We start from the raw sequence: 18,864 nt of genomic DNA, 5'->3' as shown, positions 1-18,864 counted from the left end.
ATCCCGGCGGCTTCGCATTCCGTAACGGACGCTAAGCTCGATTAGCGAGCGGCGCCGCGAGCAATTTCCTCGATACGGCCACGGAAAATGCCGAGATCAGCAAGCTCGCGGTCATCAAGAGCCGAAAGAGCCTGAAGGGTACGGCGATAATTGCGATAGGCCGTGAAACGAGAAGCGATCGAAGAAACAAAACCGAAGAGAACCATGACACTTACTTTCCAGAGAGATTGATTTGTTGCAGTGCATATACTCCTCTTTTGCACCGCACGGTAAAAAATCGCACAGACCGGCGCGTATGCCCGGTATGCGGCGGCTGCATGGATTTTGTGCATAGCGCTTAGCAATGGGGCAACATTCTGCCTCAATCGAATGCCCCCAGCCCGATCCGAGGCGGATTCCGCCTCCGAATTGCCGCAGGGGTAACCAAGCTGATAGGATCACCACCAAAATAAAGCCGGCAACACAAGCCAGCCACAATTGCGCCTTTCCATCGACGAAAGCCCGGTTGGGCTGGGGTCGCCGTCAATCAGGGAGCCTGCCCGTGGCCAAGGAGACATCCGACATCCTCGCCATCGACATTGGAGGCACCGGCCTCAAGGCGGCGATCGTCAATCCGAGCGGGCAGATGCAGGGAGAGCGGGTGCGGTTGCCTACGCCCCATCCCTGCCCACCCGATCTGCTGGTCGAGACACTGGCCGAGTTGGTCGCGCCCCTTTCGGCCTATGGCCGCATCTCGGTGGGCTTTCCCGGCCTGGTGCGACATGGCCGCATCCTCACCGCGCCGCACCTCGCACCCGAAGGCTGGGACGGCTTTCCACTCGGGCAGAAGCTCGCCGCCCAACTCGGCAACAAGCCGATACGGCTGATCAACGATGCGGAGGTCCAGGGCCTCGGCCTGATCAAAGGCAAGGGTATCGAGCTTGCCTTGACCCTGGGTACAGGCGCCGGCACGGCCGTGTTCCGCGACGGCGAGCTGATGCCGCATATGGAACTGGCTCACCACCCCATCACCCGCACCAAGACCTATGACGACTATATCGGCGAGGCGGCACGGGAGAAGATCGGCAACAAGCGCTGGAACAAGCGGCTGAGGCACGTCATCGACGTGCTCTTCGTGCTGTTCCACTATGACCACCTCTATCTCGGCGGCGGCAACACCAAGCATGTGAAGCTCGCGCTGCCGGCCAATGTCACGCTCGGCTCCAATGATGCCGGCCTCGACGGCGGTGCTGCCCTGTGGCGCCTGAAGAATTTCCACGAATCCGAGGAAGCGCCCGAACCGTCTTCCAGGACCAGGACATCGCCCAAGGCCAAGGCGCCCGCGGCCAAGCCCCCCGCCACGGCCAAGTCCCCCCGCAAAGCCAAGATAGCCGACAAGGCCACTCCCGTCGGCAAGAAGACCAAGGCATGAGCGAGACTGCCCCACCTCCCGGAGCCCCTGGCGTCGAGCCGCGCTGGACCTCGGCGGCCAAGAGCGGCATCGGCACCGCCGGTTCCGCGTCGAGCCGGGTCTGGTTTGCCCTCAGCCATGGCATCCTCAACGAGATCTATTATCCGCGCATCGACCTTGCCTGCATCAGGGATTGCGGCCTCCTCGTCACGGCCGCGGACTATTTTTCCGAAGAAAAGCGCGACGCCGACGGCGATATCCGCATGGAGAGCGACGGCACCCCCGTCTTCGAACTCGTCAACACGGCGCAGGACGGGCGCTACCGCATCCGCAAGACCATCCTGGCCGACCCCTTCCGCGACAGCCTGCTGCAGGACATCCGCTTCGAAGCCCTGAAGGGCGAGGCCGAGGATTACGGCCTGCACGTGCTGCTATCGCCGCATCTGGTCAACCAGGGCAGCCGCAACACCGCCTGGGTCGACGACTACAAGGGGCATGGGCTGCTGATGGCCAGCGGCAGCTATGGCTATTCGCTCGCCCTCGCCGCCTCGGTTCCCTGGCAGGCCCGCTCGGCCGGCTATGTCGGTTTTTCCGATGGCTGGCAGACTCTCAAACGCGGCGAAGGCGTGAATTCCGACTGGCTTCGCGCCGAAGACGGCAATGTCGCGCTGAGCGGCACGCTCGACCTTCGCGGCAGCCAGGGCCGCGTGCTGCTCACACTCGGCCTCGGCCTGCGACCGGAGGAAGCGGCCCTCAACGCCATCGCCAGCCTGCAGCAGGGGCTCGAGCCCGCACGCCGGCGCGTGCGCGCGATCTGGCAGGGCTGGCAGGCCGGGCTTGAGGATCTCGACCATGTCAGCCCCGCTCGGGGCACCAGCTACCGCACCAGCACCGCCGTGCTCGCCGCCCATCGCACCGGCGCCTTCACGGGCGGCGCCATCGCCAGCCTGTCGACGCCCTGGGGCTACAACAAGGGCGATAACGACCTTGGCGGCTATCACCTGGTCTGGCCGCGCGACCTGGTCGAGACCGCCGGCGGCTTCCTGGCGGCCGGCAGCCCGGCCGACGCGCGCGGCATCCTCGACTATCTCGCCGCCATCCAGGAGGGCGACGGCCATTGGGCCCAGAACAACTGGATCGACGGCCATCCCTATTGGGACGGCATCCAGATGGACGAGACGGCCTTTCCCATCCTGCTCTTCGACATGCTGGTGCGTGCCGGCAGCCTGGATGCGGCGGAGGCCCGTCGCTTCCTGCCGATGGTGGAGCGCGCGGCGAGCTTCGTGCTGCGCAACGGCCCCGTCACCGACGAGGACCGCTGGGAAGAGGACGCCGGCTATTCACCCTTCACGCTTGCTGTCGAGATATCAGCCCTCCTCGCCGCCGCCGACGCCATGGACGCAGCGGATCGCCCGGATGCCGCCACGCTGCTGCGCGAGACGGCGGATGAATGGCATGCCGAGATCGATGCCTGGACCTTCGCCAGCGATACCGACCTGGCGCGCACGCTCGGCATTCCCGGCTATTATGTCCGCATCGGCCCCGGCGACAGCGAGGATGGCCCGGGCCTCGGCGGCACCGTCGCCATCAAGAACCGCTCCGCCCAGGAAGCCGTGCTCAGCGCCAAGATGCTGCTCAGTCCCGATGCCCTCGCTTTGGTGCGCTTTGGCCTCAGGGCCGCCGACGACCCGCGCATGGTGGCGACCGTGAAGGCGATCGACCATCTCCTGAAAAGAGACCTGCCCAGCGGCCCCTGCTGGTATCGCTACAACAATGACGGCTATGGCGAGCACGAGGACGGTTCGGCCTTCGACGGCACTGGCGTGGGCCGCCTCTGGCCCCTGCTGACTGGCGAACGGGCGCATTATGAGCTCGCCGCGGGCAGGCCGGAGGAAGCCCGGCGCCTGCTGGCCGCGCTCGAAGCGTCGGCAGGGCCTGGCGGCCAGTTGCCCGAACAGATCTGGGACGGCCCGGACCGGCCGGAGCACGAACTCTTCCTCGGCAAGCCGACCGGCAGCGCCATGCCGCTGGTCTGGGCCCATGGCGAGCATATCAAGCTGCTTCGCTCGCTGCGCGACGGGGCGGTGTTCGACACCCCGCCCCAGACGGTCGAACGCTATCTCAAACGCAAGATCGTCAGCAACCGCCGTTTCTGGCGGCTCAACCACCAGCGCCACACCATCGCCCCCGGCCAGATCCTGCGCATCGAGCTCACCGACCTCTCCGCCCTTCGCTGGAGCTGTGACGGATGGGCGAGCCACGACGAGGGCCGAACCCATGACGCGGGCCTGTCCCTCCACGTCCTCGACCTGCCGACCTCGGCCCTGTCCGCCGGCAGCGAGATCCGCTTCCGCCTCGCCCCGATCGGCGGCCCCTGGCTGGAGGCGGATTATCGGGTCACGGTGGGATGAGAAAGTGCGTTCTCCACGGCTGTTTCCGCGACTTCTCGGCTAAGGTCGCGGTGCCCCTCACCCGCACCCTCTCCCCGCGGGCGGGGCGAGGGGACTTTGGCCGCGCATTTCATAGCGCAAGCATCCCATCTCGCCCTGCCGTCGCGCGAGATGAAAGATCTGAGGGTTAGTCGCGACGCTTGCGCCCCCTCGCCCCGTTCTTACGGGGAGAGGATAGCGGTGAGGGGCAGCGCCCCCTGCAAAAGAAGCAAGCAACCGCCCTATGACCCCGCCCCCGCCAGGGCTGATGCCATCATCCAGACGGCGACCAGAGCCAGCATGAAAGCATAGATGAAGCCCTGGATCCGCATGGCCTGTGGCGAGGAGAAGCGCCGGGCCAGCCACATCGCACCGAGCGTCCAGACGAAATGCGAGACCAGGCTGAGCACGGTGAGGGCAACGGCGATGATCAGGGCGTTGGCGACCAGGCCCTTATCCGCCAACTGGAACTGGGCGTAGATGATGAGCAGGAGCGTCAGCCCCTTCACGTTCAGGCCCTGCACCAGCATGCCGCCCCAAAACCCCATCGGCTGCGCTCCGCTCGCCGCCGGAGCGTCCGGCGAGGCTCCCCGCGCCATTTCGAAGGCGATATAGAGCACCACCAGCGCCCCGACGAGCTGCACCATGGTGAGCAGGCCGGGATAGTTGACCAGAAAACCGGTCACACCCAGGCCCACCACCAAGGCGGGCAGGAACACCATCAGGTCCATGCCGAGGATCATCGGCACCGAGCGCACCACACCATGGCGGCTGCCCGAGGCCGCGCAGAGGAAATTGGTGGGCCCGGGGCTGAACATCAGCGGGAAGACGAGCAGGAACAGCTTGACGAAGGCTTCGACACTCACCGGACGGCTCCGCCGTCATCCTGCCGAGAGTTCATCGCCGCCCCTTTTTCCGTTTTACAGCCGCCCGCACCCATACGACAATCAACCTCGTTCAGGCCTGCGGACACCCGGTTCGAACGGATCATACAAGCATGTCGGGATTTCCCGAAGTCATCATCATCGGCGGGGGCATAGGCGGACTGGCCGTGGCCAACGCCCTGACGCAGGCGGGCATGAGCTGGGAGATCTACGAGCGCTCGCCGCGCATCGGGCTCGGCGGCACCGGCCTCACGCTCTGGCCCAATGCCCTCAGGGCGCTCGGCCGGCTCGGCCTCGACCAGGGCGTCCAGACCCTGGCCGACCCGTTGGAGCTGGGCGAGATCTATGATTGGCGGCAAAGGCCGCTGAAAACCATCCCGCTCACGCCGGTGCGCGAGCGCAGCGGCCTGCCCCTGCTCTGCCTGCGCCGGGTCGACCTCTATGCCGAGTTGCTGCGGCCGCTCGATCCCGCCAGGATCCATACCGGTAGCCGCTGCATCGGCTATCGGCGCGAGGCGGAGGGCGCCAGCCTGACCTTCGAGGATGGCACGATGCGCAGCGCCCCCCTGGTGGTGGCGGCCGACGGCGTGCGCTCCCTCCTGCGCGATGCCATGATCGGCGCCTCGCCCTTGCGCTATGTCGGTTGGATGACCTGGCGCGGCGTCGCCAAGCTGTCGCCCGGCAGCTTTCCGAAAGGCCGCTACCGCGAGTTCTTCGGCCGCGGCAGCCGCTTCGGCGTGTTCTGGATCCGCGACGACTATGTCTACTGGTACGGCACGCTCAACAGCGCCGTGCACGACAAACCCGCCATCCATCCCGCCCACAAGGCCGAGGCACTGGCGCATTTCGCGGACTGGCCGCCCCTCGCGCATGCCGTGATCGGTGCGACCGATCCGGAGGACCTGGTGCGCACCGGTGTCTATGACACGCTGCCGCTCCCCCGCTGGACCGACGGCGCCCTCACTCTGCTCGGCGATGCCGCCCATCCGATGACGCCCGATCTCGGCCAGGGCGCCTGCCAGGCCATCGAGGATGCCCTCGCTCTGGCGCAATGCCTGAAGGCCGGGCCCGACCTTACCAAGGCTTTGGAGACCTATCAGGCCATCGGGCTGGCGCGCACAACACCCCTGGTGGCGCGCTCGCGCAAGATCGGCAAGATGCGGCAATGGCAGACGCCGGTAACGGCCACGCTGCGCAACACCATCATGCGGCTGATGCCGCAAGGCGCCATCCTCAAACTGTTCGAAACCTGATGGCCGATGGCAGTGGAAACCGTACGGGGCACTGCGATGAATAGAACCGCCGGCATCGTGTGCCTCGTCTGTGCCCTCAGCTATGCGGCGACCGGCGCGACCTTCTTTCTCGACCCGACCTCGCAGTTCAAGACCGGCACGCTCGACTATTGGAACGCGCTGGCGAATGCGCCGCTCGGGCGCCAGGCCTTCCTGATGGCCTTCGCTTTGGCCGGCCTCACCGCTTTCTGCGCCATGGGCGAAGTACAGCGCCTGATCGGCCCCACGAGCGGCCTCGCCCGGCTTGCCGCCTCGCTCGGCCAGCTCGGCTTCGGCGTCACCGCCGTCAGCTATGTCCGCCTGCTCGGCGGCGAAGCCCAGCGTGCCCAGGCCTTTGCGGCAGGTTCGGACGCGGTGCGGCAGTCGATCACCTCCTTCTCCCTCGTCCTCGACCCGCAGGGCTGGCTGATCTTCTTCCTGAGCGGGCTGAGCCTGCTGCTGTTCGGCGCGCTAGGCTGGCGGTTCGGTACCCTCCCCAAGGCCCTCGCTGTGCTCGGCATGGCTGGTGGGCTGCTCTATATCGTCGCCTTCATTGCACGCGCCAACCAGCAGATGCTGATCGTCGACGTCGCCGCTGGCCTCGGCGGCGTCATCGTCGGCCCGCTCTGGTGGGCGGGCCTTGCGCTGCGCTTCCTCAGATCCGGCGATCAGGCCTCGGCGAGGCGATAGGGCTCGAGGCCCTCGCGTTCGACCCTGCGCTGCCACTCCCTGAGGGCACGCACATGGTAGAACGGCACGTGCCGGGACCAGAGGTCGCGCCAGCGCGTGAACACCGGCTGGATGCCCCTGATCATCCGCAGCACAGGCTCGTCGCCTGATTTGTCCCATTGCCGGGACACGGTGCAGAAGCCGCCATGGCTGGAAAGCGCCAGATTGAACAGGAGGCGGTAGAGCGGCCTCGGCAGGAGACGGCCAAGATGCCGGCGCCAGTTCGGGCCGGCTGCCACCCCCGCCCCGTCGGCGAAGTCCGTCAGCCGCACTTCCGCCTCGACCCGAATGCGGGCCAGACGCGCAATGCGGACCACGAAGCCCACGCAGCTTTGATCGAGCAGGTCGAAGCCGAGTTCGCCCTCACCCTTGCCGCGCTGCATCTGCTCGATACGGGTGCAGATGCCGTCAAAGGCCGGCCGCGACAAGGCGATGCGGGTGATCAGTGGGTTCCAGGCGATACGGTCATATTTATCCGGTAGCAGCAGCATGCCCGGCATGCGCAGGCCGGGGAAATCATCCGGCTCGACGCCGGTGCTCTCATCCGGAAAGAAGCCGATCGGGCGAATGCCGCCCTCCTCGTCGACCAGCCGGATGAAGGCATGCCCGTGATCGCGCACCAGCCCCGGCACCTCCGCCTTGCAGACGGAGACGATCTCCAGGACGGGTGTTCCAGGGCGCTCGGCCTCGGCGAGCCAGCGCACGGGCCGGAGCTCCGTCCACAGGGCCCGCTCGTCGATCGGGCCCCGCTTGCCGAGATCCAGCCGATCGGCCTTGCGCTGCCGGCAGAGCATGGCTCATTCCGCGGCAACGGCCCAATCGGCCCGCCGCAAATAGCTGCGGTCGGAGACGACATGCAGGTTGCGTGCCTCGAAGCCGGCGACGAACTCCTCATGGCTGGCGAAATAATGCATGAACTGCTCGCCCGACATCACCTCCTCGAAGGTCGGAGTCGCCTCGGCAACGCCGCGCACCCGCTCGAACATGGTGTCGAGTTCCGATTGCTTGAAATCGAGATAGGCGCCCGGCGAGATCTGGACCAGGGTCGAGGTGAAGCAGCAGGCCGTCTCCACGCAATCGGTCTGGATATCCGGCGGCACCCGTCCATTGGCGAAGACCCAGGCCATGCGGTCGGGAAAAGCCAAAAGATAGATGGCGGCGATCAGCTCGAAATTGCCCTGGGTGTCGAAGTCGAACTCGCTGGCGGGGCGGTTGTCGCTCGCCTGGGTCAGGATCGGGTTCCAGGCCGGCATGCCGATGATCAAGGGCTCGACCGCATCGCCATAATGCTCGATCAGCCGGCGGCCATGCAGGACGACGGAGAGGATATCGGCCTCGGTGACCTTGGACAGGCCGATCATGGCCCCGAGCCCGGCCTGCAAGCCGGAGCGGATGGCCAATTCCTGGGAGCGCAGCCGATGCAGGAAACCGACGGGTTCGTCGGTCTTCTTCTGCAGGCGCAATTGCTCGTCGACACCCCAGGCTTTCGGTCCGCTCGGAATATGATAGCCGTAGAGTTCGCGGTCATAGGTCTCCTGCCAGGTCAGCACGCAGTCGAGCCCCTCCTGCCGGAGGTCGCGATAATGCTGCTCATGCATCGGCACCAGGCAGACCGAGACGCGCGCCTCGGGGTTGACCGCGGACGTTTCTTCCTTGAGGCCGCGCACCAACCCCTTGAGGTGCTGCTGCAACAGGGTCAGGTCGTCACCGCCGGCGATCTCGAAATGCGAGAAACCCTTGCGCGCCAGGATGCGCGCCTGCTCGCGGATGGCGGTTTCGGTGATGGAAAGGCGCACCATCTCCTTGTTGTCGGCGCGCCAGCCGCAGAAACGGCAGGTGCTGGCGCAAAAGGAGGTCACCTCGATCGGCACCATCGTCGCCACGCTCTGGCCGAAGGTTCTCCGGCGCTGCATGCGGGCCGCGTCGACAACCATCGTGCGAAGTGCCTGATCCGGTCTTTGACGCACGAGGTGGAGAAGAGTGGCCGTTTCCTCAGGCAATAAACCCGTCAACGGCTCCCTATTCTCCAAGATGTTCGAGATGAGATCAGCGCGCTCGGATGCCGTTATATCGGCAGATATTTCATTCCCTTTAAATAACTCTAGAGAACTATCAAAAATCGAGAGATAGAAAGAAGAAGAAATTGGTTCAATCATCAGATTCCCTCCAATTTCACTAGCCAAGCGAAGATCAAATCATGAATTCGAGCAACATGCAATGTTCTCCCTGCCGCTTCCAGCGCCCACTAGTGTTGTGGCATCAGTAGAAACAGGGATAATAGTACAAGTACAGCCTCTTGGCTCAAGGCCGAGGTACCTCCGAAAACTGAAACAGTCACCATCGTGATGGAAATCCACGCGCCGGGCTCTCTGGCGGCCAACCGCTCGCCGACGAATGTCGTCCCCCCCGGTTCGCGCAACAAGCGAAAAAATACGTCAGCATTATTGACATATTTTTTCGCAGGGAGGATGCTGCACGCAACATGAGCATCGCGCCCTGAAATTGGGCAGGCGATGCGATGGCCATATGACGGCAAGCACCTCGCGGCCGTCTGTCAGGAGAACAGGACCTTGGACTGGGAAGCGATCTTCGCCACGCGGGCGGGACGGATGCGTGCCTCGGAAATCCGCGAACTTTTGAAACTGCTCGAGCAGCCGGACATCATTTCCTTCGCCGGCGGCATTCCCGACCCCGCTCTGTTTCCGAACGAAGCGTTCCGGACGGCCTATGCCAGCGTGCTCGGTGATGTCAGCGCCGGCGCGGCGCTGCAATATTCCACCAGCGAGGGCTTTCCGCCCCTGCGCGACTGGGTGGTCAGGCAGATGCGGCGCATCGGCGTGGCCTGCGGGCCGGACAACATCCTGATCACTTCGGGGTCGCAACAGGCGCTCGACTATCTCGGCAAGCTCTTGCTCTCGCCCGGCGACACTGCCCTCGTCACCTGGCCGACCTATCTCGGCGCGCTGCAGGCCTTCAATGCCTATGAGCCGCGCTACGACAGGCTGGCGCCGGTGGAAGGCAACATGACCCCCTCGGCCTATGCCGATGCCGCCGCAAAGGCAGGCGGCCGGGTGAAATTCGCCTATCTGACCCCGGATTTCGCCAACCCGACCGGCGAGACACTGGACCAAGCCGGGCGTGAGCGCGTGCTCGACCTCGCGCGCGAACTCGACATCGTGGTGATCGAGGACACGGCCTATCAGTCGCTACGCTATGACGGCGCCGACGTGCCGCCGATCCTGGCGCTCGACATCGCCCGCGAGGGCGGTATCGATGCCACCCGCACCATCTCCTGCGGCAGCTTCTCCAAGACGCTGGCGCCGGGCCTGCGCATGGGCTGGATCTGCGCCGCCGCCGGCGTGATCAAGAAGCTGGTGCTGATGAAGCAGGCTTCCGACCTGCACAGCCCCACCATCAACCAGATGGCGATGCACCACGTGGCCGAGCACGCCTTCCCGGCCCAGGTCGAGAAGATCCGCGGCGCCTATCGCCATCGCCGCGACCGCATGCTGGCGGCGCTGGAACGCCACATGCCCGAGGGCGTGCGCTGGTCGCGCCCCGAAGGCGGCATGTTCGTGTGGGTGACGCTGCCCGATGGCATGGATGGCGCCCGCCTGCTGGCCCGCGCCATCGAGACCGCCCGCATCGCCTTCGTGCCCGGCCGAGCCTTCCATGCAGACGGCTCGGGCGCCAACACGATCAGGCTCTCTTTCTCGCTGGCCAATGACACCGCGATCGACCAGGGCATCGAACGGCTCGGCCGCGTCATCCGCGAAGCTGGCGCGGCCTGATCGCAGCGGCCCTGTTTCCTCTGTTATCAGCTTCGGAATGTGCTTAAATCCGAAGCGGGTACAGTCCACGGAACGGGATCATGACGGCAGAACCGACGAGACCGGCGTTTTCCAATCGCCTGCTGGATTGGACCGGCCTCGGCCTGCTCTATGCCCTGCTCCTGGCTGTCCCGTTTTTCGGCGCGCGCTGGCTCGGTGAGATGCTGCCCTCGATCTTCCATCCGATCGGCCGCATCGTCGCCAATGCCGTGGTGATGCCGTTCTTCTATCTGTGCCTGCATCTCATCCTCCGGCGCTTCGGCGCGCGGGTGCAGAACTTCATCATGCTGGTGGTACTGATCTACGGCATCGCCACCTATATCGAACTCCAGCGAGCTTTGCGGACAGGCGACAACAATGCCTGGTTCAGCGCCTTCGTCGCCGCGGTCTACACGCTCGGCTTCGCCGCGCTCACCATCAACAGCCTGATCGCCTGGCGGCGCGAAAAGCGCGCCGAGCGCCTGGTGGCAGAGCGTGAAGAGGCGGAACGGCAGGCCGAAGCCTTCGCCAAGGCTCGGCAGATCGGGCCCTGACGCAGCCTGTACAGGCCTGCCGGAGCCAGCGCGCCGGCCTTCGATCCACAGAAGCAAGGCTCGATCCCGCGTGATTCCGCCGGATCGAAAAACCTGTCAGCACAAGAAGAGTGGAATCTGCGGCATCCGGCAGTGCCCGCCGATGTAGGATGTTTCGTCGGGGACGCGCGAACCAGCCCTGGGGGCCGGCCGCAACCTCACAAGCACAACAAACAATCACATCGGGAGGATCTGATGTCACTGAAAGTACTGGCCGGGCGGGTAGCGCGCTGGGGTCTCGGCGCCGGCGCCGCGCTGTGCATGGCGTTCTCGTCTGCACCGTCGCCGGCAGAGGCGGCTCCAAAGACGTTCTACTGGATCTCCCATGGCTCGGCCGCCGACCCGGTCTGGACCTATTTCCTGGCCGGCGCCGAGCAATGGGCCAAGGACACCGGCAACAAGGTCAACACCTCCTTCCACAATGGCGACGTCGCCTCGCAGCAGGAAGCCATCCGGGCGGCGATCGCGGCGGGTGCCGACGGCATCGTCACGGCCAGTCCCGCAGCCGGCAGCCTGGTGAAGCCGGTCGAGGAAGCCAACGCCAAGAAGATCCCGGTGATCGCCTTCAACTCCGACGACAAGACCGTGCGCTTTTCCACCTTCGTGGGCGGCGACAACGTCAAGGCCGGCGCCGACCACGCCCGCTACCTCGTCGACAAGGGATTGGTGAAATCCGGCGATTTCGTCTGGATGCCGGTGGAAGTGCCCGGCGCTACCTATGGCGCCGACCAGGAAAAGGGCATCGCCAGCGTGTTCAAGCCGCTGAACATCAGCTGGGAGGTCACCGATTCGACGCTCGACCAGGCCGACATCATCTCGCGCATGAGCGACTACCTCACGGCCAATCGCAGCAAGATCAAGGCGATTCTCCCGCTTGGCGATCTCGTCTCCGGCTCGATCAAGCGCGTGTTCGACCAGGTCGGCGTGAAGCCCGGCGAAATTCCGGTGGTCGGCTGGGGCAATTCGCTCGATACCGCCAACGAGGTGCAGGACGGCTATGTTCTGGCGGCGGCCTGGCAGGACCCGCAGGCCCAGAGCTATCTCGCCCTCTCGCTCGCCGCGATGCAGGCCGGCGGAATCAAGCCCGGCTTCGACATCACCACCGGCTCGATGTACGAAAAGGACAAGGCCGCCGACTTCATCGCCTTGATGGGCGGCAAGAAGTAGGGAGCTACGTCATTCCCCGTTGGCAAAGGCCTTACGGAGGCTGCGCAGAATGTCGGCCATGCGGTCGCGGCTCGGCGCAGCCTTGTGCTCCACCAGCAGTTCGACGCCGTCCGCGGTGCGGTAGCGATAGAAGAAGGTGGGAACGCCAAACTTCTCGCGACATTAGATCTCTAACCCAACCCGCTCCTCATACCTTAATTTTGCTGTCTCACATATGGGGCGTAGTCCAGCGCCCAGTTGAAACAGGCTCTTGGACTCGGGCTCTCAGGACCCCGCCAGCAACGGCCAGGCCGCCATGGCCGAAGTGACGGCGGAATTCAGTTCGTCCGGCCCGGTCCCGCCCCGCGCGCTGAGGCTCAAGCCCTTGTGGACGGTAGCATAGAAGGCGGCGACGGCGCGGATATCGGTCCCGGCGGCGACATCGCCGTCCTCAACACCCTTGCGCAGCCGTGTCGAGAAGTTCTCGTCATTAGCCGCGCGCATTTCGCAAAGGCTCACCACGAGTTCGGGAGACATGTCGCAGGCCTCCCCGGCCGTCTGCTCGACCATACATCCACTCGGGAAGTCCGTACGGGAGAAGACGGTGACGGCGTTGCGCAACAGGCCTTCGATACTTTCGCGTGCTGTCGGCAGTTCCATGATGCGCAACACGACCTCCTTGTGAAGCCCCACATAGTGATCGAGCGCCGCACGATAGAGGTTCTCCTTGGAACCGAAGGCTGCGTAGAGGCTGGGCGAGGCGATGCCCATGGCGCCAATGAGGTCACTCATTGAGGCGCCGGCAAAGCCCTTCGCCCAGAACACGCGCATTGCCTGTTCCAAGACCTCCTCTCGATCGAAACTGACAGGGCGGCCCCGCTTCGGAGCAAGGGGCGCCGATGGGTGCGGCATCATGCGGTTCTCTTTTTTTGCTAACCGTTACATAATTCTCTTGTGCTGGCAGGGCAAGGTCGATAACCATTTCTGTGTTGAACGATACAGAAATGATCTAACCTAGGAATACTGCCATGAACAGTGCCACTCTTCCTCTCGCCGGCAAGCGCGCCCTTGTTACGGGTGCGGCGCGCGGCATCGGCGCGGCCATCGCGCTGAAGCTGGCCGAAGACGGCGCCGACGTCGCTATCACTTACGAAAAATCGGCCGACAAGGCAGAGGCTCTCGCCGCTGAGATTCGTGCCCTGGGTCGCAAGGCCCTCGCCATCCAAGCCGATGCCGCCTGCCCGGAAGCCGCGAAGACAGCGGTCGAACAGACCGTGACCGACCTCGGCGGCCTTGACATCCTGGTCAACAACGCTGGCGTCCTCATTGCGGGTGCCTTTTCCGCGCAATCACTGGAGGAGATCGACCTGCAGCTGAATGTCAATGTGCGCGGCGTTTTCGTGACCACCCAGGTTGCGCTGCAACACATCCCGAATGGCGGCCGTGTCGTCACTATCGGCAGCAATGCGGGTCTGTCTGTCCCGTTCGCTGGTATAGCAGTCTATGCGGCCACCAAATCCGCGATGGAGAGCTTCACCCGCGGTCTCGCCCGTGAACTCGGCCCTCGTGACATTACCGTCAATCTGGTCCGCCCCGGCCCAATCGACACCGACATGAACCCCGCCGACGGCCCTCTCGCGCCTTCCATCCTCCCGAGCCTGTCTATTGCCCGCTACGGCAAGACCCGGGAGGTCGCCGAGGCCGTTGCCTTCCTCGCCGGGCCTGGCGCCGCCTACGTTACCGGTTCGGGCATTCTTGTCGATGGTGGCATAAGCGCCTGAGTTACCACCCGAGGGGGCGGCCGGCCTCCTGGCAGGACCCGCAGGCCCAGAGCTATCTCGCCCTCTCGCTTGCCGCGATGCAGGCCGGCGGAATCAAACCCAGCTTCGACATCACCACCGGCTCGATGTACGAGAAGGACAAGGCCGCCGACTTCATCGCCTTGATGGGCGGCAAGAAGTAGAACCGGCGAAATTCCAGGCGGAAACGGCCCCAAAAGCAAAAAGCGGCCCCGAAGGACCGCTTTTTTGTTTTTCCCCGAAGGGACCACTGGAGCGGGCGAAGGGATTCGAACCCTCGACCCCAACCTTGGCAAGGTTGTGCTCTACCCCTGAGCTACACCCGCTTCCGTGGGCCGCAGATGCTCGTTGCATCGGCGTGGGCGCTCTATGCCAAAGCCCGTGACGGATTGCAACAGGCAAGTTTCAGTTTTTTTGCATTGCGTGTTTCATCCACAGGCCGCGCTGACATCGTCGGGGGTGACGCGGACACCGTTTCGTGCCAAAAGCGCGCCAATTCCCGATGATCTCCCCCGCTTTGGGGCTGCAAACTTTTCCTTAGGTCTGCCTTGAACGATCTGTCACACACTTCGGCCCTCACCCCGCTCGCCCGCGAAGTCGAGCGGCGGCGCACCTTCGCCATCATTTCCCATCCGGACGCCGGCAAGACCACGCTGACGGAAAAGCTGCTGCTGTTCGGCGGCGCGATTCAGCTGGCGGGGCAGGTCAAGGCCAAGGCCGAGAAGCGCAATACCCGCTCGGACTGGATGTCGATCGAGCGCGAGCGCGGCATTTCGGTGGTCACCTCGGTGATGACCTTCGAATATGAGGGCCTGGTCTTCAACCTGCTCGACACACCGGGCCATGAGGACTTCTCGGAAGACACCTATCGCACGCTCACGGCCGTCGATTCGGCGGTGATGGTGATCGACGCGGCCAAGGGCATCGAGGCGCGAACGCGCAAATTGTTCGAGGTCTGCCGCCTGCGCGACATTCCCATCGTCACCTTCATCAACAAGATGGACCGCGAGGGCCGCGATCCCTTCGAACTGCTCGACGAGATCGAGAAGACCCTCGCCCTCTCTACCGTGCCGATGACCTGGCCGCTCGGCCGCGGCCGTGACTTCGCCGGCACCTATGACCTCGCGGCCAGCCATGTCCGCCTGCTCGACAAGGACACCGCGCCGATTCCGGTCGAGGCTGGCGATGCCGCAGCACTGGCCCGCGCCGTGCCCTCGATCGATGCCGAGGCGGCCTCCGAGGAAATCGCACTGGTGCAGGAGGCCTGCGGCGAGTTCGATCTCGCCGCCTTCCGCGAAGGCCACATGACCCCGGTGTTCTTTGGCTCGGCCATCAAGAATTTCGGCGTGGGCGACCTGCTCAAGGGCCTGGGCGACTATGCGCCCCAGCCGCGCGACCAGGCAGCGGCCACCCGCATGGTCGAAGCGACGGAGGACAATCTCTCCGCCTTCGTCTTCAAGATCCAGGCCAACATGGATCCCAATCACCGCGACCGCATCGCCTTCGTGCGGCTGTGCTCGGGCAAGCTGACGCGCGGCATGAAGGTGAAGCAGGTCCGCACCGGCAAGTCGATGAGCCTCAACGCGCCGCAATTCTTCTTCGCCCAGGATCGCGCTTTGGCCGAGGAGGCCTATGCCGGCGACGTGGTCGGCATTCCCAACCACGGCGCATTGCGCATCGGCGACACGCTCACCGAGCGCGAGGAGATCGCCTTTCTCGGCGTGCCGAGCTTTGCCCCGGAAATCCTGCGCCGGGTGCGCCTGCCCGACGCCATGAAGGCCAAGAAGCTCAAGGACGCCCTGCAGGACCTCGCCGAGGAAGGCGTTGTGCAGGTGTTCCGCCCGCGCGACGGCTCGCCGGCCCTGGTCGGCGTGGTCGGCGCCCTGCAGCTCGACGTGCTGCAGGGCCGGCTCGCCGCCGAATATGGGCTTGAGATCCGCTTCGAACCATCCGAATTCGCGCTGGCACGCTGGGTCTCGGCACCGACGAAGCAAGAGCTCGACAGCTTCCTTACTTCCCACAATTTCTCGATCGCCGACGATCTCGACGGCGATCCGGTGTTCATGGCCAAATCCGCCTTCGACCTGCGCTATCAGGGCGAACGGTCGCCGGCCATCGTGTTCGCCGACATCAAGGACGTGAAGAAGGCGAAGTAAATCTGAGGGGCGGCTCTGCAGAGCCGCCCAGGCTGGTCTCGCTCCATCAATACGCAGATGGAGCTGAGAAGCCCTCCGTCACGCAGGTACTTCTTCCAGCGCCGGATAGTCCGTATAGCCCTCGGCGCCCTTGGCGTAGAAGGTCGCGGCGTTCCAGGGGGTGAGCGGAGCGCCAAGCGACAGTCGCTTGGGCAGGTCCGGATTGGAAATGAAGAGCTTGCCGAAGGCTGCCGCATCGGCTGCGCCGCTCTCGACCAGGGCCTCGGCGCTTTCGGCCGTCAGCTTCTCATTGGCGATGAACACGCCCTTGAAATTGCTGCGGATCACCGGGGCGACGCTGGAGCCATCGGAATATTCGCGGGCGCAGATGAAGGCGATCCCGCGGGCATCCAATTGCCGGGCGACATAGCCGAACAGGGCCGGCGCATCGGAATCGCCCATCGAATGCGAATCGCCGCGCGGAGCCAGATGCATGCCGACGCGATCGGCACCCCAGACCGAAATCACTGCGTCGGTGACCTCGAGCATCAGCCGCGCGCGGTTCTCGATCGAACCGCCATAGGCGTCGGTGCGCTTGTTGGTGGAATCCTGCAGGAACTGGTCAAGCAGATAGCCGTTGGCTCCGTGGATCTCGACGCCGTCGAAGCCGGCTTCCTTGGCATTGGCCGCGCCCTGGCGGTAGGCCTCGACGATGGCGGGAATCTCGTCGAGTTCGAGTGCGCGTGGCGTGACATAGGACTTTTCAGGCCTGATGAGGCTGACATGGCCGTTGGGTGCGATGGCGCTCGGGGCCACCGGCAGGGCCCCGTCGAGGTAGACCGGATCGGAAATGCGACCGACATGCCAGAGCTGCAGGGCGATGCGCCCGCCGGCCTCGTGCACGGCCTTGGTGATGACCTTCCAGCCCTCGACCTGTTCGCGCGACCAGATGCCGGGCGTGTCGGGATAGCCGACTCCCATCGGCGTGACGGCGGTGGCTTCGGTCAGGATCAGGCCGGCCGAGGCGCGCTGGACGTAATAGTCGCGCATCAGCGTATTGGGCACACGACCCTCGCTGGCCCGGGTGCGGGTCAAGGGGGCCATGATGACGCGGTTGGGCAGGTCGAGCGCGCCGATGCGAATAGGGTCGAGCAGCGAGGGCATTGAAAGAAACCTTGTTCCAAATGACTTTTCTGAACGATCGATTGACACTCCTGCACCTGGCTTACACAGACTTAACTGGTGGTCGGCTCACCGAGGCGTTAGAGTTTCAAAGTTCGATGTTCGTCGAATATAGGTAGAAGAACGCATGAAACAACACCCTCACCCCGATGTGAACGACATCAATCTGATCGGCGTTCTGGCCGCCCTCGGTGATCCGGTGCGACTGCACATCGTCACCACGCTGCTCGCGGAAGGCGAGAAGGGATCGACGGAATTCGATTGCCAGGTCGCCAACTCAACCCTGAGCCATCACATCAAGCAATTGCGCGAGGCCGGCATCGTCAGCCACCGCAAGGAAGGCACGCGCTGCTTCGTGGCCCTGCGCCCTGATATCGAGGAAAAGTTCCCGGGATTGCTGCAGTCCGTACTGAAGTTTGCCGACTAAATTTCTTGTCCGGAACAGTTATTCCGAGCAGAAGCGCGCCCGGTAGGCGGCAGGGCTGACGCCCACACGGCGCCGGAAATGATGGCGCATCGTCTCCAGCGAATTGAAGCCGCAGCTTGCGGCAATGTCGCCGAGCGAGGCGCCGAGATTGCGCTCGAGCTGCTCGCGGGCCAGCCGCACGCGCTCGGCCACCAGCCATTCACCCGGCGGCAGCCCCGTCGTCTCCTCGAAGCGGCGCTGGAAGGTGCGCTGGCTCATGCCGGAACGGGCCGCAATCGTCTCGATGCGGTGGGGGGCGGCCAAATTCTGGCGCAGCCAATCGATCAAGGGAGCCAACCGGGCTGATTCGCGCTCACGCGGCACCGGCCGCTCGATGAACTGGGCCTGGCCGCCGTCGCGATGCGGAGGCACCACCAGGCGACGCGCCACCGTGTTGGCGGCATCCGGGCCGAAATCGCGCCGGATCACATGCAGGCAGAGATCGAGGGCGGCGGCGCTCCCGGCGGCGGTGAGCACGTCGCCGAGGTCGACATAGAGCCGGTCCGGATCGAGCGCGATGCTGGGATGGCGCGCGCCGATATCGGCCGCATAACGCCAATGCGTCGTCGCCTCCCGACCATCGAGCAGGCCGCAGGCGGCCAGCACGGCAATGCCCGAGCACAGCGACATCAGGCGGGCGCCGCGCCGATGTGCGAGCTTGAGGCTGTCGACGAGGTTCGCCGGTACGGGGCTGCCGATACCGCGCCAGCCCGGCACGATGATGAGATCGGCCTTCTCCAGCAATTCCAGGCCGTGATGCGGCTCGACCATCAGCCCACCCGCCGCATGAAGTGGCCCCGGCTCGATGCCGCAGGTGGCATAGCGATACCAGGAGGGCCCCATCTCCGGACGCGGCAGGCCGAACACCTCATAGGCCACCCCGAACTCGAAGGTGCAGAGGCCATCATAGACGAGCACGGCCACGAAGGGACCGCTGAGGGAAGAAGTGCCTGGCATGATCTTGACGGAGTGTTGCAGTTCGGCCATGGCGGCGCAAGGGATTGTCGGTTTCAACCTCCTTGGAGGGGCGA

At 64.8% G+C, this 18,864-nt stretch carries 17 protein-coding genes and 1 tRNA gene; 10 read left to right on the top strand and 8 right to left on the bottom strand.

The window, feature by feature from the left end; translation table 11 throughout:
* Positions 1-41: 41 nt before the first annotated feature.
* Positions 42-206: a DUF1127 domain-containing protein gene (locus ACIGJE_RS10510; RefSeq protein WP_082979645.1), complete on the bottom strand. Its 165-nt coding sequence runs from the start codon at positions 204-206 to the stop codon at positions 42-44.
* 335 nt (positions 207-541) lie between these two features.
* Here ACIGJE_RS10510 and ACIGJE_RS10505 point away from each other — a divergent pair, with 335 nt between their 5' ends.
* Both ACIGJE_RS10505 and ACIGJE_RS10500 read left to right on the top strand, forming a co-directional pair.
* Positions 542-1,411, top strand: a complete 870-nt coding sequence (locus tag ACIGJE_RS10505; protein ID WP_483680013.1) for an ROK family protein — start codon at positions 542-544, stop codon at positions 1,409-1,411.
* Positions 1,408-3,801: a glucan 1,4-alpha-glucosidase gene (locus tag ACIGJE_RS10500; RefSeq protein ID WP_483680011.1), complete on the top strand. Its 2,394-nt coding sequence runs from the start codon at positions 1,408-1,410 to the stop codon at positions 3,799-3,801. Before ACIGJE_RS10505 ends, ACIGJE_RS10500 begins: the two co-directional genes overlap by 4 nt.
* A gap of 260 nt (positions 3,802-4,061) precedes the next feature.
* Here the strand turns inward: ACIGJE_RS10500 and ACIGJE_RS10495 are convergent, their stop codons facing one another.
* On the bottom strand, positions 4,062-4,685 hold the full coding sequence (locus ACIGJE_RS10495; protein ID WP_483680009.1) for a LysE family translocator: 624 nt from the start codon (positions 4,683-4,685) through the stop codon (positions 4,062-4,064).
* Positions 4,686-4,816: 131 nt separating this feature from the next.
* On the opposite strand from ACIGJE_RS10495, the gene ACIGJE_RS10490 reads away from it, so the two are divergent.
* Positions 4,817-5,956, top strand: a complete 1,140-nt coding sequence (locus tag ACIGJE_RS10490; protein ID WP_483680007.1) for an FAD-dependent monooxygenase — start codon at positions 4,817-4,819, stop codon at positions 5,954-5,956.
* Positions 5,957-5,992: 36 nt separating this feature from the next.
* Positions 5,993-6,664 carry a DUF4386 family protein gene (locus tag ACIGJE_RS10485; RefSeq protein ID WP_311933739.1) on the top strand — a complete coding sequence of 224 codons (672 nt, stop codon included), beginning with the start codon at positions 5,993-5,995 and terminating at the stop codon, positions 6,662-6,664.
* Here ACIGJE_RS10485 and ACIGJE_RS10480 read toward each other — a convergent pair.
* Positions 6,643-7,497, bottom strand: a complete 855-nt coding sequence (locus ACIGJE_RS10480) for a hypothetical protein (RefSeq protein WP_483680005.1) — start codon at positions 7,495-7,497, stop codon at positions 6,643-6,645. The two genes, ACIGJE_RS10485 and ACIGJE_RS10480, sit on opposite strands and share 22 nt — an antisense overlap.
* A 3-nt stretch (positions 7,498-7,500) precedes the next feature.
* Positions 7,501-8,637: a radical SAM protein gene (locus ACIGJE_RS10475; protein ID WP_483680003.1), complete on the bottom strand. Its 1,137-nt coding sequence runs from the start codon at positions 8,635-8,637 to the stop codon at positions 7,501-7,503.
* Between the two features lie 675 nt (positions 8,638-9,312).
* Between ACIGJE_RS10475 and ACIGJE_RS10470 the strand changes: the two genes are divergently transcribed.
* The 3 genes from ACIGJE_RS10470 to ACIGJE_RS10460 all read left to right on the top strand — a co-directional run bounded on the left by ACIGJE_RS10470 (position 9,313) and on the right by ACIGJE_RS10460 (position 12,272).
* A complete protein-coding gene (locus tag ACIGJE_RS10470; RefSeq protein ID WP_437178662.1) occupies positions 9,313-10,494 on the top strand; it encodes an aminotransferase-like domain-containing protein in 1,182 nt (393 codons plus the stop codon).
* Between the two features lie 80 nt (positions 10,495-10,574).
* On the top strand, positions 10,575-11,066 hold the full coding sequence (locus tag ACIGJE_RS10465; protein ID WP_311933746.1) for a hypothetical protein: 492 nt from the start codon (positions 10,575-10,577) through the stop codon (positions 11,064-11,066).
* A gap of 300 nt (positions 11,067-11,366) precedes the next feature.
* The gene (locus ACIGJE_RS10460) at positions 11,367-12,272 is read left to right on the top strand and encodes a substrate-binding domain-containing protein (protein ID WP_149255506.1); all 906 of its coding nucleotides are present in this window, start codon (positions 11,367-11,369) and stop codon (positions 12,270-12,272) included.
* A gap of 264 nt (positions 12,273-12,536) precedes the next feature.
* Here the strand turns inward: ACIGJE_RS10460 and ACIGJE_RS10455 are convergent, their stop codons facing one another.
* The gene (locus ACIGJE_RS10455) at positions 12,537-13,094 is read right to left on the bottom strand and encodes a TetR/AcrR family transcriptional regulator (RefSeq protein WP_483680001.1); all 558 of its coding nucleotides are present in this window, start codon (positions 13,092-13,094) and stop codon (positions 12,537-12,539) included.
* A gap of 185 nt (positions 13,095-13,279) precedes the next feature.
* Between ACIGJE_RS10455 and ACIGJE_RS10450 the strand changes: the two genes are divergently transcribed.
* Positions 13,280-14,032: an SDR family oxidoreductase gene (locus ACIGJE_RS10450; protein ID WP_415083459.1), complete on the top strand. Its 753-nt coding sequence runs from the start codon at positions 13,280-13,282 to the stop codon at positions 14,030-14,032.
* A 269-nt stretch (positions 14,033-14,301) separates the two neighbouring features.
* On the opposite strand, the gene ACIGJE_RS10445 is transcribed toward ACIGJE_RS10450, so the two are convergent.
* A tRNA-Gly gene (locus ACIGJE_RS10445) sits at positions 14,302-14,376 on the bottom strand.
* A gap of 222 nt (positions 14,377-14,598) precedes the next feature.
* On the opposite strand from ACIGJE_RS10445, the gene ACIGJE_RS10440 reads away from it, so the two are divergent.
* Positions 14,599-16,206 carry a peptide chain release factor 3 gene (locus ACIGJE_RS10440; protein ID WP_149254102.1) on the top strand — a complete coding sequence of 536 codons (1,608 nt, stop codon included), beginning with the start codon at positions 14,599-14,601 and terminating at the stop codon, positions 16,204-16,206.
* Positions 16,207-16,284: 78 nt separating this feature from the next.
* Here ACIGJE_RS10440 and ACIGJE_RS10435 read toward each other — a convergent pair whose 3' ends face one another.
* Positions 16,285-17,349, bottom strand: coding sequence for an alkene reductase (locus tag ACIGJE_RS10435; protein WP_415080476.1), 1,065 nt, complete (start codon positions 17,347-17,349; stop codon positions 16,285-16,287).
* 145 nt (positions 17,350-17,494) lie between these two features.
* On the opposite strand from ACIGJE_RS10435, the gene ACIGJE_RS10430 reads away from it, so the two are divergent.
* Positions 17,495-17,794 carry an ArsR/SmtB family transcription factor gene (locus ACIGJE_RS10430; RefSeq protein WP_367624215.1) on the top strand — a complete coding sequence of 100 codons (300 nt, stop codon included), beginning with the start codon at positions 17,495-17,497 and terminating at the stop codon, positions 17,792-17,794.
* An 18-nt stretch (positions 17,795-17,812) separates the two neighbouring features.
* On the opposite strand, the gene ftrA is transcribed toward ACIGJE_RS10430, so the two are convergent.
* The gene (ftrA, locus tag ACIGJE_RS10425) at positions 17,813-18,820 is read right to left on the bottom strand and encodes a transcriptional regulator FtrA (RefSeq protein WP_415080475.1); all 1,008 of its coding nucleotides are present in this window, start codon (positions 18,818-18,820) and stop codon (positions 17,813-17,815) included.
* Positions 18,821-18,864 lie beyond the last annotated feature (44 nt).

This window comes from Labrys sp. E2SS-1L (assembly GCF_057073705.1).
Note: the sequence above shows the minus strand (reverse complement) of the source record. Positions and strands in the feature narration are given on the sequence as shown.

Coding starts and splice junctions, on each gene's coding strand:
- ACIGJE_RS10460 (WP_149255506.1), top strand. CDS start 11,367: ATGGCGTTCTCGTCTGCACCGTCGCCGGCAGAGGCGGCTCCAAAGACG.
- ACIGJE_RS10510 (WP_082979645.1), bottom strand. CDS start 206: ATGGTTCTCTTCGGTTTTGTTTCTTCGATCGCTTCTCGTTTCACGGCC.
- ACIGJE_RS10450 (WP_415083459.1), top strand. CDS start 13,280: ATGAACAGTGCCACTCTTCCTCTCGCCGGCAAGCGCGCCCTTGTTACG.
- ftrA (WP_415080475.1), bottom strand. CDS start 18,820: ATGGCCGAACTGCAACACTCCGTCAAGATCATGCCAGGCACTTCTTCC.
- ACIGJE_RS10475 (WP_483680003.1), bottom strand. CDS start 8,637: ATGGTTGTCGACGCGGCCCGCATGCAGCGCCGGAGAACCTTCGGCCAG.
- ACIGJE_RS10470 (WP_437178662.1), top strand. CDS start 9,313: ATGCGTGCCTCGGAAATCCGCGAACTTTTGAAACTGCTCGAGCAGCCG.
- ACIGJE_RS10435 (WP_415080476.1), bottom strand. CDS start 17,349: ATGCCCTCGCTGCTCGACCCTATTCGCATCGGCGCGCTCGACCTGCCC.
- ACIGJE_RS10500 (WP_483680011.1), top strand. CDS start 1,408: ATGAGCGAGACTGCCCCACCTCCCGGAGCCCCTGGCGTCGAGCCGCGC.
- ACIGJE_RS10480 (WP_483680005.1), bottom strand. CDS start 7,497: ATGCTCTGCCGGCAGCGCAAGGCCGATCGGCTGGATCTCGGCAAGCGG.
- ACIGJE_RS10485 (WP_311933739.1), top strand. CDS start 5,993: ATGAATAGAACCGCCGGCATCGTGTGCCTCGTCTGTGCCCTCAGCTAT.
- ACIGJE_RS10490 (WP_483680007.1), top strand. CDS start 4,817: ATGTCGGGATTTCCCGAAGTCATCATCATCGGCGGGGGCATAGGCGGA.
- ACIGJE_RS10430 (WP_367624215.1), top strand. CDS start 17,495: ATGAAACAACACCCTCACCCCGATGTGAACGACATCAATCTGATCGGC.
- ACIGJE_RS10465 (WP_311933746.1), top strand. CDS start 10,575: ATGACGGCAGAACCGACGAGACCGGCGTTTTCCAATCGCCTGCTGGAT.